This is a genomic window from Streptococcus mitis (assembly GCF_000722755.1).
Lineage (GTDB): Bacteria > Bacillota > Bacilli > Lactobacillales > Streptococcaceae > Streptococcus > Streptococcus mitis_CM.
Map to the genome: position 1 here is coordinate 143,324 of NZ_JPFY01000008.1, position 14,177 is coordinate 157,500.

Here is a 14,177-nt window from a genome sequence, read left to right on the forward strand (position 1 = left end):
TTTCTTACTAGAAAAGTAAGGTACAATCTTGTAAAAGTAACTGAAATTTGATATAGTAGTCCTATGTAAAAGACAAAGGAGAATATAATGGAATCACAATATACATTTTTAATCATTCTTGTGGCTATGTTGGGCTTGATGTTCTTTACGCAACGCTCTCAAAAGAAACAAGCACAAAAGCGTATGGAAAGCTTGAATAAATTACAAAAAGGCTATGAAGTTATTACAATCGGTGGACTTTATGGAACAGTCGATGAAGTAGATACTGAGAAGAGAACCATTGTTCTTGATGTAGATGGAGTTTACTTGACTTTTGAACTAGCTGCTATCAAGACAGTATTACCGCTGAAAGAAACAGCTTCACTAGAAGGTGCAATTGAAAAATAAGACGGGATCACGAACTCCCGTTTTTCTATAAAAGAAAGGAAATGGGATGAAAAAACTAGTCTTTGTCTGCTTGGGAAATATTTGTCGTAGCCCTATGGCTGAGTTTGTTATGAAATCAATGACAGATAATTATGAAATCCAAAGTCGAGCGACTTCCTCTTGGGAACATGGTAATCCGATTCATAAGGGAACTCAAGGGATTTTTCAACAGTATGAGATTCCTTATGAAAAAGGCAAGACATCGCTTCAGATTAGTAAGGAAGATTTTGAAGCCTTTGATTATATTATCGGTATGGATGCTTCAAATGTTTCTGACTTACGTCAGATGTGTCCAGCAGACTGTAAAGATAAGATTTACTCATTCGCACCTGAAAGTGTTCCAGATCCTTGGTATACAGGAGATTTTGAGGAAACCTATCAGCGTGTTCAAGAGGGTTGTCAAGCTTGGTTAGAACGTTTAGAAAAGGGGAGTGAAGATGGAAAATCTTAAGAATTTTTACGACAAGTATCGTGTCTATCTGACTCGTCCACGTTTAGAGATTTTGGCAGTAGTTACCATTGTTTTTTGTGCTGTACTCGTCTTTTTTCTAAATATTCCAGGAAAAGGTGTTCTAAAGCTTGATAATGGAACCATTGTTTACGATGGCAGTCTTGTCCGTGGTAAAATGAATGGCCAAGGAACCATTACCTTCCAAAATGGAGACCAGTATACAGGTGGTTTCAACAATGGAGCCTTCAACGGAAAAGGTACCTTTCAATCTAAAGAAGGCTGGACCTACGAAGGTGATTTTGTAAATGGTCAGGCTGAAGGAAAAGGGAAACTAACAACAGAACAAGAAGTTGTTTATGAAGGGACTTTTAAACAAGGCGTTTTTCAACAAAAATAAAGCCTCCTTATCAAAGGAGGTATTGTTAGAATGCTTAAGTAAGCGCTTACTAGAAAATCTATCTCTTTCCAAATCCCTCTTCCAAGTAAGTTTGTGAAATAAAAAATATTTGAAATAATTTTCACAAACTCTAAAGAAAAAACGTGATAAGTAAAGAAAATGAGAAAAAATTCACAAACAATAAAAAATTCTTTGTGAAATGTTTATGAAACTGTTTACAAAGTTGAAATAATGCGTTATAATAAACTTGTGAAAAAATTAACAAAGGATATCAATCCTTGAAAGCTATGGAGGAAAATATGGCTGATAAAAAAACTGTGACACCAGAAGAAAAGAAACTCGCTGCTGAAAAGCATGTCGACGGCTTGGTGCAAAAAGCTTTAGTTGCTCTTGAGGAAATGCGTAAACTCGACCAAGAACAGGTCGACTACATCGTAGCTAAAGCGTCAGTGGCAGCTTTGGATGCCCACGGAGAATTGGCTCTACATGCCTATGAAGAAACAGGACGTGGTGTATTTGAAGACAAAGCAACTAAGAACTTATTTGCTTGTGAACACGTAGTAAACAACATGCGCCACACTAAAACAGTTGGTGTTATCGAAGAAGACGATGTAACAGGTTTGACCCTTATCGCTGAACCAGTTGGCGTTGTTTGTGGTATCACTCCAACAACAAATCCAACATCAACAGCAATCTTTAAGGCATTGATTTCATTGAAGACACGTAATCCAATCGTCTTTGCCTTCCACCCATCAGCTCAAGAATCATCAGCTCACGCAGCTCAAATCGTTCGTGATGCTGCGATTAAAGCAGGTGCTCCTGAAAACTGTGTGCAATGGATTACTCAACCATCTATGGAAGCAACAAGTGCCCTTATGAACCACGAAGGTATTGCAACAATCCTTGCAACAGGTGGTAATGCCATGGTTAAAGCTGCATACTCATGTGGTAAACCAGCTCTTGGGGTAGGTGCCGGAAACGTGCCAGCTTATGTTGAAAAATCAGCTAACATCCGCCAAGCTGCACACGATATCGTCATGTCTAAATCATTTGACAATGGTATGGTCTGTGCATCTGAACAAGCGGTTATCATTGATAAAGAAATTTACGATGAATTTGTAGCAGAGTTCAAATCATATCATACTTACTTTGTAAACAAAAAAGAAAAAGCACTTCTTGAAGAGTTCTGCTTCGGCGTGAAAGCAAATAGCAAAAACTGTGCTGGTGCAAAATTGAACGCTGACATCGTTGGTAAACCAGCAACTTGGATTGCAGAACAAGCAGGATTTACAGTTCCAGAAGGAACAAACATTCTTGCTGCAGAATGTAAAGAAGTTGGTGAAAACGAGCCATTGACTCGTGAAAAATTGTCACCAGTTATCGCAGTTTTGAAATCTGAAAGCCGTGAAGATGGTATTACTAAGGCTCGTCAAATGGTTGAATTTAACGGTCTTGGACACTCAGCAGCTATCCACACAGCTGACGAAGAATTGACTAAAGAATTTGGTAAAGCTGTTAAAGCTATTCGTGTTATCTGTAACTCACCTTCTACTTTCGGTGGTATCGGGGACGTTTACAATGCCTTCTTGCCATCATTGACACTCGGATGTGGTTCTTACGGACGTAACTCAGTTGGGGATAACGTTAGCGCCATTAACCTCTTGAATATCAAAAAAGTCGGAAGACGGAGAAATAACATGCAATGGATGAAACTTCCTTCAAAAACATACTTTGAACGTGATTCAATTCAATACCTTCAAAAATGTCGTGACGTTGAGCGTGTCATGATCGTTACTGACCACGCTATGGTAGAGCTTGGCTTCCTTGATCGTATCATCGAACAGCTTGACCTTCGTCGCAATAAGGTTGTTTACCAAATCTTTGCTGATGTAGAACCAGATCCAGATATCACTACAGTTGAACGTGGTACTGAGATTATGCGTGCCTTCAAACCAGATACAATCATCGCTCTTGGTGGTGGATCTCCAATGGATGCTGCTAAAGTAATGTGGCTCTTCTACGAACAACCAGAAGTAGACTTCCGAGACCTTGTTCAAAAATTCATGGATATCCGTAAACGTGCCTTCAAATTCCCATTGCTTGGTAAGAAGACTAAATTCATCGCAATCCCAACAACATCTGGTACAGGATCTGAAGTAACACCATTTGCCGTTATCTCTGATAAAGCAAACAACCGTAAATACCCAATCGCTGACTACTCATTGACACCAACTGTGGCAATCGTAGACCCTGCCTTGGTATTGACAGTTCCTGGATTTGTTGCTGCGGACACTGGTATGGACGTATTGACCCACGCGACTGAAGCTTACGTATCACAAATGGCTAGCGACTACACTGATGGTCTTGCACTTCAAGCCATCAAGCTTGTATTTGAAAACCTTGAAAGCTCAGTTAAGAATGCAGACTTCCACTCACGTGAGAAAATGCATAATGCTTCAACAATCGCTGGTATGGCCTTTGCCAATGCCTTCCTAGGTATTTCTCACTCAATGGCCCATAAGATTGGTGCGCAATTCCACACAATCCACGGTCGTACTAATGCTATCTTGCTTCCATACGTCATCCGCTACAACGGTACACGTCCAGCTAAGACAGCAACATGGCCTAAGTACAACTACTACCGTGCAGATGAAAAATACCAAGATATCGCACGCATGCTTGGACTTCCAGCTTCTACTCCAGAAGAAGGTGTGGAATCTTACGCAAAAGCTGTCTACGAACTTGGTGAGCGCGTAGGTATCCAAATGAACTTCAAAGCACAAGGAATTGATGAAAAAGAATGGAAAGAACATTCTCGTGAATTGGCCTTCCTTGCTTATGAAGATCAATGTTCACCAGCTAACCCACGTCTTCCAATGGTTGACCATATGCAAGAAATCATCGAAGATTCTTACTATGGCTACAAAGAAAGACCAGGACGCCGTAAATAATTGTTTATCAGCCTAGAGGCAGGAATTTCCTGTCTCTTTTCTTGTAGAATTGGAGTATTGAAAATAATTTTTAGCTTTTCTGTTTTCACTTTTCATCTGAAAAGGAAAGTGAGAAATGACTAGGTAGACAAAGAAAGACAGCAGTATAGGCTTTCAAAGGAGAAAGAAAAATAAGTGGGGTATAGACAAAAAACAACGCCCGTACTTGCAATTAAACTTAAATAGTTATATAATAGGTTTGTTGAAAGGTGATTTGTAGTGATTCAAGTTACTCTTTTCACAATAAAAATTTCATGATTTTCATAAGGAGGAAATCACTAATGGTAGTTAAAGTTGGTATTAACGGTTTCGGACGTATCGGTCGTCTTGCTTTCCGTCGTATCCAAAACGTAGAAGGTGTTGAAGTTACACGCATCAACGACCTTACAGATCCAGTTATGCTTGCACACTTGTTGAAATACGACACAACTCAAGGTCGTTTCGACGGTACTGTTGAAGTTAAAGAAGGTGGATTCGAAGTTAACGGTAAATTCGTTAAAGTTTCTGCTGAACGTGATCCAGAACAAATCGACTGGGCTACTGACGGTGTAGAAATCGTTCTTGAAGCTACTGGTTTCTTTGCTAAGAAAGAAGCAGCTGAAAAACACCTTAAAGGTGGAGCTAAAAAAGTTGTTATCACTGCTCCTGGTGGAAACGACGTTAAAACAGTTGTATTCAACACTAACCACGACGTTCTTGACGGCACTGAAACAGTTATCTCAGGTGCTTCATGTACTACAAACTGCTTGGCTCCAATGGCTAAAGCTCTTCAAGACAACTTTGGTGTTGTTGAAGGATTGATGACTACTATCCACGCTTACACTGGTGACCAAATGATCCTTGACGGACCACACCGTGGTGGTGACCTTCGCCGTGCTCGCGCTGGTGCTGCAAACATCGTTCCTAACTCAACTGGTGCTGCTAAAGCTATCGGTCTTGTAATCCCAGAATTGAACGGTAAACTTGACGGATCTGCACAACGCGTTCCAACTCCAACTGGATCAGTTACTGAATTGGTAGCAGTTCTTGAAAAGAACGTTACTGTTGATGAAGTGAACGCAGCTATGAAAGCAGCTTCAAACGAATCATACGGTTACACAGAAGATCCAATCGTATCTTCAGATATCGTAGGTATGTCTTACGGTTCATTGTTTGACGCAACTCAAACTAAAGTTCTTGACGTTGACGGTAAACAATTGGTTAAAGTTGTATCATGGTACGACAACGAAATGTCATACACTGCACAACTTGTTCGTACTCTTGAATACTTCGCAAAAATCGCTAAATAATTCATGAGTCGATAAAAAGCAAGGCCTCTTGGCCTTGCTTTTCTTATATTGAAGAATGGATGACACAACAATCATCCATTCTTTTTTAATTCTTTTTCAAATGTATCGGAAAGGGTAGTGAAACTTAACTTTTCTAATGTAAACGGATGGGTAAAGGACAGTCGAAAGGCGTGAAGCATAAGCCGATTTGTTTTTGATTTGCTATTATAGAGAGGATCACCCAGGATAGGGAGGTTGTGATGAGAGAGATGCACGCGAATCTGATGTGTTCGCCCTGTCTTTAGTTTGCAACGAACCAAGGAAGTCTTGTTTGGGAATTGCTTTAATCTGCTTACATGTGTTTCAGCATATTGCCCATTTTTTGTATCAACTATTCGTTTTCTACGGTCATGGCGATCACGCCCAATTTTGTCTCTGAAAACAAGTTCTTTGCTGTTGATATTTCCATCAACAAGTGCCCAATATTCCCTAGAAATCTCTTTTTTCTCAAGTAAGCGATTGAGAATAGGTAGGATAAAAGGATTTTTGGCAAAGAGAACTAAGCCACTTGTTTCCATGTCCAGACGATGAACGACATAGCAGGTTTGACCAACATAGGAACTGACATGGTTAAGAAGGGCGATTTCGTTTGGCTGATTACCATGCGTTTTCATCCCCTCGGGTTTGTTTGCAATAATCAAGTGTTGGTCTTGATAAACTTCTTGAACGAGGTTTGGGTTGCCCCAAGGGATTTCTTTTTCGGGATAATCTTCCTCGTCAAAAGTCAACTGGCAAACATCTCCAGGACTTACCATTTCGTTCCAATGAACTTCTCGCTGATTAATCAAAATGTGTTTCTTGATTCTCAAAAAATGACGGATTTTTCTAGGGATGAGGAGTTGCTCCTCTAGTAATTGCTTAACCGTCATTTGAGGTAGAGAGTCTGGTAATGTAAATGTGAATTTCATACAGATATTGTAACAAAAAAAGCCCTATTTGGATAGGAAATAGCTAAATTCTTGTCTTCCTATGATGAAGATGATAAAATAAACGCATGAAATTAGATAAATTATTCGAGAAATTTCTTTCTCTTTTTAAAAAAGAAACAAGTGAACTAGAGGATTCTGATTCTACTAGCTTACGTCGCTCTCGTAGTGATCGAAAAAAATTGGCCCAAGTAGGTCCAATTCGAAAATTCTGGCGTCGCTATCATCTAACAAAGATTGTCCTTATACTAGGTTTGAGTGCAGGCTTGCTAGTTGGAACCTATTTGTTTGCTGTAGCCAAGTCAACCAATGTCAATGATTTGCAAAATGCCTTGAAAACTCGAACTCTCATTTTTGACCGTGAAGAAAAGGAGGCTGGTGCCTTGTCTGGTCAAAAAGGAACTTATGTTGAATTGACTGATATCAGTAAAAATTTGCAGAATGCCGTTATTGCGACAGAAGACCGTTCTTTCTATAAAAATGACGGGATTAACTATGGTCGTTTCTTCTTGGCTATTGTAACTGCTGGCCGTTCAGGTGGTGGTTCTACTATTACCCAACAGCTGGCTAAAAATGCCTATCTGTCGCAGGATCAAACTGTTGAGAGAAAAGCGAAAGAATTTTTCCTTGCCTTAGAATTAACAAAAAAATATAGTAAGGATCAAATTCTAACCATGTACCTTAACAACGCTTATTTTGGAAATGGTGTGTGGGGCGTAGAAGATGCGAGTAAGAAATACTTTGGAGTTTCTGCATCAGAAGTGAGTCTGGATCAAGCTGCGACTCTGGCAGGAATGCTAAAGGGGCCGGAACTGTATAATCCTTTGAATTCCGTAGAAGATTCTACCAATCGTCGCGATACTGTTTTGCAGAATATGGTTGCGGCGGGTTACATTGATAAAAACCAAGAAACCGAAGCTGCAGAAGTTGATATGACTTCGCAATTGCACGATAAGTATGAAGGAAAAATCTCAGATTACCGCTATCCTTCTTACTTTGATGCGGTTGTTAATGAAGCTGTTTCCAAGTATAATCTAACAGAGGAAGAAATTGTCAATAATGGCTACCGCATTTATACAGAGCTGGACCAAAACTATCAAGCAAATATGCAGGTTGTCTATGAAAATACAGCTCTATTTCCGAGGGCAGAGGATGGAACATTTGCTCAATCAGGAAGTGTGGCTCTCGAACCGAAAACAGGTGGAGTTCGTGGAGTTGTCGGTCAGGTTGCTGGCAATGATAAAACTGGATTCCGGAATTTCAACTATGCAACTCAATCAAAACGTAGCCCTGGTTCTACAATTAAGCCTTTAGTTGTTTATACGCCTGCAGTTGAAGCTGGCTGGGCTTTGAATAAGCAGTTGGATAACCATACTATGCAGTATGACAGCTATAAGGTTGATAACTATGCAGGGATCAAAACTAGTCGAGAAGTTCCTATGTATCAAGCCTTGGCAGAATCGCTTAATCTGCCTGCTGTTGCCACTGTTAATGATTTGGGAGTTGATAAGGCTTTTGAGGCGGGCGAAAAATTCGGACTCAATATGGAAAAAGTCGATCGTGTTCTTGGTGTCGCCTTGGGAAGCGGTGTTGAAACCAACCCTCTTCAAATGGCTCAAGCGTATGCTGCTTTTGCAAATGAAGGTTTAATGCCGGAAGCTCATTTTATTAGTAGAATTGAAAATGCTAGTGGGCAGGTTATTGCGAGCCATAAAAATTCACAAAAACGGGTGATTGATAAGTCTGTAGCTGACAAGATGACTAGTATGATGTTGGGGACATTCACCAACGGTACCGGTGTTAGTTCATCGCCTGCAGACTATGTCATGGCAGGAAAAACTGGAACAACTGAAGCTGTTTTCAATCCTGAATACACAAGTGACCAGTGGGTAATTGGTTATACTCCGGATGTAGTGATTAGTCACTGGCTTGGTTTCCCTACCACTGATGAAAGCCACTATCTAGCTGGCTCTACTTCAAACGGTGCAGCCCATGTCTTTAGAAACATTGCAAATACCATTTTACCTTATACGCCAGGAAGTACCTTTACAGTCGAAAATGCTTATAAGCAAAATGGAATTGCACCAGCCAATACAAGAAATCAAGTACAGAGTAATGAAGAAAATCAGGCGGATAATAGCCTGTCTGATATTAGAAGTCGTGCACAAAATCTGGTAGATGAGGCTAGCCGTGCTATCTCGGATGCGAAGATTAAGGAAAAGGCTCAAACGATATGGGATTCGGTAGTCAATCTATTTCGTTAAGATGCTTGTCAAAGCCTAGCTTTCTTGTTATAATAGATAAGATGGAGGCGTTATGGCACTAAAAAAAGCAAGCCTAGCTTGTGCGGTTTGTGGTTCGAGAAACTATTCAATCAAGATCAGTGGAAACCCCAAGCCAACACGACTAGAAGTAAATAAATTTTGTAAACATTGTGGTAAGTACACTACACACAGAGAAACGAGATAGGAGAGAGCGATGCGTTTTATTGGAGATATTTTTAGACTTCTTAAAGACACAACATGGCCAACTCGCAAGGAAAGCTGGAGAGATTTTCGGTCTATCATGGAATACACTGCTTTCTTTGTTGTGATTATTTATATTTTTGACAAGTTGATTGTTTCAGGTTTGATTCGATTTATTAATATTTTTTAGAAGACCTGTGGAGTTATTCACGCTAGAAATCTTCTATTATGAAAGGAAGTATCATGGATAGTTTTGATAAAGGGTGGTTTGTTTTACAAACTTATTCTGGTTATGAAAATAAGGTAAAAGAAAATCTATTACAACGTGCACAAACCTACAATATGTTGGATAATATTCTACGCGTTGAAATTCCAACACAAACAGTGCAAGTTGAAAAAAATGGAAAGAGAAAAGAAATAGAAGAAAATCGCTTTCCAGGTTATGTTCTTGTAGAAATGGTCATGACAGATGAAGCTTGGTTTGTTGTTCGAAACACACCAAACGTTACAGGATTCGTTGGATCTCACGGAAATAGATCAAAACCAACTCCATTATTGGAACAAGAAATTCGTGACATTTTGGTATCTATGGGACAAACTGTTCAAGAATTTGATTTCGATGTTGAGGTTGGTCAAACTGTACGTATTATTGATGGTGCCTTTGCAGATTATACTGGTAAGATTACAGAAATTGATAACAATAAAGTGAAGATGATTATCTCTATGTTTGGTAATGACACAGTTGCAGAAGTAAACCTAAACCAAATTGCAGAATTATAACCCTGAGAGAGGCCTGTCCTCTCTTTTTTGTGCAGTTGAGGCAGTGTAGAGAACAGAATGGGGGAAATGGGACAAAAGTGTTTCTGAATCTGTTAAACTGTATCTAGAAAGGGGAATGTTATGTTTAAAGAATTGTATAAAGAAGTCCAGGGAATTGTATATAAGAGTAGAAAAGAATATTACTTGCATTTATGGGAGTTATCTGATTGGGAGCAAGAGGGTATGATTTGCTTATATGAATTGATTAGTAGAGAAGAAGGAATAATAGAAGATATTCCTCGTTTAAGGAAATATTTTAAGACTAAGTTCCGGAATCGAATTCTAGACTATATCCGTAAGCAAGAAAGTCAAAAACGAAGATATGATAAAGAACCCTATGAAGAAGTAGGTGAGATTAGTCATCGTATAAGTGAGGGAGGTCTGCGTCTAGATGATTATTATCTCTTTCATGAAACGCTAAAAGATTATAGAAACAAACAAAGTAAAGACAAACAAGAAGAGTTAGAACGCGTCTTAAGAAATGAACGTTTCCGAGGGCGTCAAAGAGTGTTAAGAGACTTACGTATTGTATTTAAAGAGTTTGACATTCGTACATACTAGGAAGCCATGCAAAAAATGAAAAAAGATAAAAAAAGTAGTTGACAAAGTATGAAAAGTCTGTATAATAGTAAGAGTTGAAAATAACTCAGGTCCGTTGGTCAAGGGGTTAAGACACCGCCTTTTCACGGCGGTAACACGGGTTCGAATCCCGTACGGACTATGGTATGTTGCGGGTGGAACACTTGATGAAAAAAGATTAAAAAAGTTTCAAAAAAGTGTTGACAAGAAAAAGCAGCTGTGATATACTAATATAGTTGTCACTTGAGAGAAGCGAGTGACAAAGACCTTTGAAAACTGAACAAGACGAACCAATGTGCAGGGCACTACAACTAAGATTGTAGTACTGAACAATGAAAAAACAATAAATCTGTCAGTGACAGAAATGAGTGAGAACTCAAACTTTTAATGAGAGTTTGATCCTGGCTCAGGACGAACGCTGGCGGCGTGCCTAATACATGCAAGTAGAACGCTGAAGGAGGAGCTTGCTTCTCTGGATGAGTTGCGAACGGGTGAGTAACGCGTAGGTAACCTGCCTGGTAGCGGGGGATAACTATTGGAAACGATAGCTAATACCGCATAATAGTAGATGTTGCATGACATTTACTTAAAAGGTGCAATTGCATCACTACCAGATGGACCTGCGTTGTATTAGCTAGTTGGTGGGGTAACGGCTCACCAAGGCGACGATACATAGCCGACCTGAGAGGGTGATCGGCCACACTGGGACTGAGACACGGCCCAGACTCCTACGGGAGGCAGCAGTAGGGAATCTTCGGCAATGGACGGAAGTCTGACCGAGCAACGCCGCGTGAGTGAAGAAGGTTTTCGGATCGTAAAGCTCTGTTGTAAGAGAAGAACGAGTGTGAGAGTGGAAAGTTCACACTGTGACGGTATCTTACCAGAAAGGGACGGCTAACTACGTGCCAGCAGCCGCGGTAATACGTAGGTCCCGAGCGTTGTCCGGATTTATTGGGCGTAAAGCGAGCGCAGGCGGTTAGATAAGTCTGAAGTTAAAGGCTGTGGCTTAACCATAGTACGCTTTGGAAACTGTTTAACTTGAGTGCAAGAGGGGAGAGTGGAATTCCATGTGTAGCGGTGAAATGCGTAGATATATGGAGGAACACCGGTGGCGAAAGCGGCTCTCTGGCTTGTAACTGACGCTGAGGCTCGAAAGCGTGGGGAGCAAACAGGATTAGATACCCTGGTAGTCCACGCCGTAAACGATGAGTGCTAGGTGTTAGACCCTTTCCGGGGTTTAGTGCCGTAGCTAACGCATTAAGCACTCCGCCTGGGGAGTACGACCGCAAGGTTGAAACTCAAAGGAATTGACGGGGGCCCGCACAAGCGGTGGAGCATGTGGTTTAATTCGAAGCAACGCGAAGAACCTTACCAGGTCTTGACATCCCTCTGACCGCTCTAGAGATAGAGCTTTCCTTCGGGACAGAGGTGACAGGTGGTGCATGGTTGTCGTCAGCTCGTGTCGTGAGATGTTGGGTTAAGTCCCGCAACGAGCGCAACCCCTATTGTTAGTTGCCATCATTCAGTTGGGCACTCTAGCGAGACTGCCGGTAATAAACCGGAGGAAGGTGGGGATGACGTCAAATCATCATGCCCCTTATGACCTGGGCTACACACGTGCTACAATGGCTGGTACAACGAGTCGCAAGCCGGTGACGGCAAGCTAATCTCTTAAAGCCAGTCTCAGTTCGGATTGTAGGCTGCAACTCGCCTACATGAAGTCGGAATCGCTAGTAATCGCGGATCAGCACGCCGCGGTGAATACGTTCCCGGGCCTTGTACACACCGCCCGTCACACCACGAGAGTTTGTAACACCCGAAGTCGGTGAGGTAACCGTAAGGAGCCAGCCGCCTAAGGTGGGATAGATGATTGGGGTGAAGTCGTAACAAGGTAGCCGTATCGGAAGGTGCGGCTGGATCACCTCCTTTCTAAGGATAAGGAACTGCGCATTGGTCTTGTTTAGTCTTGAGAGGTCTTGTGGGGCCTTAGCTCAGCTGGGAGAGCGCCTGCTTTGCACGCAGGAGGTCAGCGGTTCGATCCCGCTAGGCTCCATTGGTGAGAGATCACCAAGTAATGCACATTGAAAATTGAATATCTATATCAAATAGTAACAAGAAAATAAACCGAAAACGCTGTAGTATTAATAAGAGTTTATGACTGAAAGGTCAAAAAATAAGGTTAAGTTAATAAGGGCGCACGGTGGATGCCTTGGCACTAGGAGCCGAAGAAGGACGTGACAAACGACGATATGCCTTGGGTAGCTGTAAGTGAGCGATGATCCAGGGATTTCCGAATGGGGGAACCCAACAGGTACTACCTGTTACCCGCATCTGTTAAGGATGTGAGGAGGAAGACGCAGTGAACTGAAACATCTAAGTAGCTGCAGGAAGAGAAAGCAAAAGCGATTGCCTTAGTAGCGGCGAGCGAAACGGCAGGAGGGCAAACCGAAGAGTTTACTCTTCGGGGTTGTAGGACTGCAATGTGGACTCAAGGATTATAGAAGAATGATTTGGGAAGATCAGCCAAAGAGAGTAATAGCCTCGTATTTAAAATAGTCTTTGTACCTAGCAGTATCCTGAGTACGGCGGGACACGTGAAATCCCGTCGGAATCTGGGAGGACCATCTCCCAACCCTAAATACTCCCTAGTGACCGATAGTGAACCAGTACCGTGAGGGAAAGGTGAAAAGCACCCCGGGAGGGGAGTGAAATAGAACCTGAAACCGTGTGCCTACAACAAGTTCGAGCCCGTTAATGGGTGAGAGCGTGCCTTTTGTAGAATGAACCGGCGAGTTACATTATGATGCGAGGTTAAGTTGAAGAGACGGAGCCGTAGGGAAACCGAGTCTGAATAGGGCGCCTTAGTATCATGACGTAGACCCGAAACCATGTGACCTACCCATGAGCAGGTTGTAGGTGCGGTAAGACGCACTGGAGGACCGAACCAGGGCACGTTGAAAAGTGCTTGGATGACTTGTGGGTAGCGGAGAAATTCCAAACGAACTTGGAGATAGCTGGTTCTCTCCGAAATAGCTTTAGGGCTAGCGTCGACATTAAGATTCTTGGAGGTAGAGCACTGTTTGGGTGAGGGGTCCATCCCGGATTACCAATCTCAGATAAACTCCGAATGCCAATGAATTATGGTCGGCTAGTCAGACTGCGAGTGCTAAGATCCGTAGTCGAAAGGGAAACAGCCCAGACCACCAGCTAAGGTCCCAAAATAATTGTTAAGTGGAAAAGGATGTGGGGTTGCACAGACAACTAGGATGTTAGCTTAGAAGCAGCTATTCATTCAAAGAGTGCGTAATAGCTCACTAGTCGAGTGACCCTGCGCCGAAAATGTACCGGGGCTAAAACAATTTACCGAAGCTGTGGATACCTTTATAGGTATGGTAGGAGAGCGTTCTATGTGTGATGAAGGTGTACCGTGAGGAGTGCTGGAACGCATAGAAGTGAGAATGCCGGTATGAGTAGCGAAAGACAGGTGAGAATCCTGTCCACCGTAAGACTAAGGTTTCCAGGGGAAGGCTCGTCCGCCCTGGGTTAGTCGGGACCTAAGGAGAGACCGAAAGGTGTATCCGATGGACAACAGGTTGATATTCCTGTACTAGAGTATGTAGTGATGCAGGGACGCAGTAGGCTAACTAAAGCAGACGATTGGAAGAGTCTGTCTAAGCAGTGAGGTGTGATATGAGTCAAATGCTTATATCTGTAACATTGAGCTGTGATGGGGAGCGAAGTTTAGTAGCGAAGTTAGTGACGTCACACTGCCAAGAAAAGCTTCTAGCGTTTAAAC

The 14,177-nt window shown here is 41.9% G+C and carries 11 protein-coding genes, 2 tRNA genes and 2 rRNA genes (1 of these 15 cut by a window edge); 14 read left to right on the top strand and 1 reads right to left on the bottom strand.

Going from position 1 to position 14,177, the window contains the following annotated elements:
- The first annotated feature begins 87 nt into the window (after nt 1–87).
- From yajC to gap, 5 genes are all read left to right on the top strand, one after another.
- The gene (yajC, locus tag SK578_RS00900) at nt 88–387 is read left to right on the top strand and encodes a preprotein translocase subunit YajC (protein WP_042749887.1); all 300 of its coding nucleotides are present in this window, start codon (nt 88–90) and stop codon (nt 385–387) included.
- A gap of 46 nt (nt 388–433) precedes the next feature.
- Nucleotides 434–877 carry a low molecular weight protein-tyrosine-phosphatase gene (locus SK578_RS00905; RefSeq protein WP_042749889.1) on the top strand — a complete coding sequence of 148 codons (444 nt, stop codon included), beginning with the start codon at nt 434–436 and terminating at the stop codon, nt 875–877.
- Complete coding sequence (locus SK578_RS00910; RefSeq protein WP_042749891.1) at nt 864–1,274, top strand: MORN repeat-containing protein; 411 nt, start codon at nt 864–866, stop codon at nt 1,272–1,274. The genes SK578_RS00905 and SK578_RS00910 overlap by 14 nt, the downstream gene beginning before the upstream one ends.
- 299 nt (nt 1,275–1,573) lie before the next feature.
- Nucleotides 1,574–4,225, top strand: coding sequence for a bifunctional acetaldehyde-CoA/alcohol dehydrogenase (gene adhE / locus SK578_RS00915; RefSeq protein WP_042749893.1), 2,652 nt, complete (start codon nt 1,574–1,576; stop codon nt 4,223–4,225).
- A gap of 320 nt (nt 4,226–4,545) precedes the next feature.
- Nucleotides 4,546–5,553: a type I glyceraldehyde-3-phosphate dehydrogenase gene (gene gap, locus SK578_RS00920; RefSeq protein WP_000260685.1), complete on the top strand. Its 1,008-nt coding sequence runs from the start codon at nt 4,546–4,548 to the stop codon at nt 5,551–5,553.
- 71 nt (nt 5,554–5,624) lie between these two features.
- On the opposite strand, the gene SK578_RS00925 is transcribed toward gap, so the two are convergent.
- Nucleotides 5,625–6,500, bottom strand: a complete 876-nt coding sequence (locus SK578_RS00925; protein WP_080709930.1) for an RluA family pseudouridine synthase — start codon at nt 6,498–6,500, stop codon at nt 5,625–5,627.
- Nucleotides 6,501–6,586: 86 nt separating this feature from the next.
- Here SK578_RS00925 and pbp2a point away from each other — a divergent pair, with 86 nt between their 5' ends.
- The 9 genes from pbp2a to SK578_RS00970 all read left to right on the top strand — a co-directional run.
- Nucleotides 6,587–8,782 (top strand): penicillin-binding protein PBP2A, encoded by a 2,196-nt coding sequence (gene pbp2a, locus SK578_RS00930; protein WP_042749897.1) that lies wholly within the window; start codon nt 6,587–6,589, stop codon nt 8,780–8,782.
- Nucleotides 8,783–8,834: 52 nt separating this feature from the next.
- Nucleotides 8,835–8,987: a 50S ribosomal protein L33 gene (gene rpmG, locus SK578_RS00935; RefSeq protein WP_001809375.1), complete on the top strand. Its 153-nt coding sequence runs from the start codon at nt 8,835–8,837 to the stop codon at nt 8,985–8,987.
- 9 nt (nt 8,988–8,996) lie between these two features.
- Entirely contained in the window at nt 8,997–9,173 is a 177-nt protein-coding gene (gene secE / locus SK578_RS00940) for a preprotein translocase subunit SecE (protein ID WP_001210990.1), read from the top strand.
- A 53-nt stretch (nt 9,174–9,226) separates the two neighbouring features.
- Entirely contained in the window at nt 9,227–9,763 is a 537-nt protein-coding gene (nusG, locus tag SK578_RS00945; RefSeq protein ID WP_020901172.1) for a transcription termination/antitermination protein NusG, read from the top strand.
- A 120-nt stretch (nt 9,764–9,883) separates the two neighbouring features.
- Nucleotides 9,884–10,363, top strand: coding sequence for a sigma-70 RNA polymerase sigma factor region 4 domain-containing protein (locus SK578_RS00950; RefSeq protein WP_042749721.1), 480 nt, complete (start codon nt 9,884–9,886; stop codon nt 10,361–10,363).
- Between the two features lie 88 nt (nt 10,364–10,451).
- Nucleotides 10,452–10,523, top strand: a tRNA-Glu gene (locus SK578_RS00955).
- A gap of 241 nt (nt 10,524–10,764) precedes the next feature.
- Nucleotides 10,765–12,310 (top strand): 16S ribosomal RNA (locus SK578_RS00960).
- A 51-nt stretch (nt 12,311–12,361) separates the two neighbouring features.
- A tRNA-Ala gene (locus SK578_RS00965) sits at nt 12,362–12,434 on the top strand.
- Between the two features lie 124 nt (nt 12,435–12,558).
- Nucleotides 12,559–14,177 (top strand): 23S ribosomal RNA (locus SK578_RS00970) (it continues 1,283 nt past the right edge of the window).
- Together the 16S and 23S rRNA genes with 2 tRNA genes alongside form the textbook arrangement of a ribosomal RNA operon.